Raw genomic sequence first — 422 nt, forward strand, 5'->3', positions numbered from 1 at the left:
ATTCCATAAAACATGATCATCATCTGTCGCATGAACACTAAAATGCTCTGCATGTACGACCACACCAATTTTGCTATCCCCTGCATTTTGTATAATCGCTTGTCCAACGTCTGTCGCACGATCGAGTATAAGGATATCTTCCGATGTCAGTTCAAGACATTCGATAAAATACGCCACAAAAGCTTCTCGATTGTAAAATTTGCGATCAGGGAAAGCATACAAATTAGTCTCTCCATCAATATATTCCGTATAAGCAACTGTGCCATTTTCATTATAAAACTGACGCATATATACTTTTGCAACGCCATCACTCGGTGCATAATACTCAGAAAATGTACGCACGTAGCTATAATAATCTTTGCGTACAAGCATCCCATTAATCACAAATTCCGCACGGTCGACAATATCTTTATCTGCATCTT

General features: G+C 38.6%; 1 pseudogene. It reads right to left on the reverse strand.

Going from position 1 to position 422, the window contains the following annotated elements:
* Positions 1–422 (reverse strand): annotated as a pseudogene (locus tag SH09_RS13735) (accessory Sec system glycosyltransferase GtfA); the annotation flags it as partial.

Source organism: Staphylococcus gallinarum (assembly GCF_000875895.1).
Lineage (GTDB): Bacteria > Bacillota > Bacilli > Staphylococcales > Staphylococcaceae > Staphylococcus > Staphylococcus gallinarum.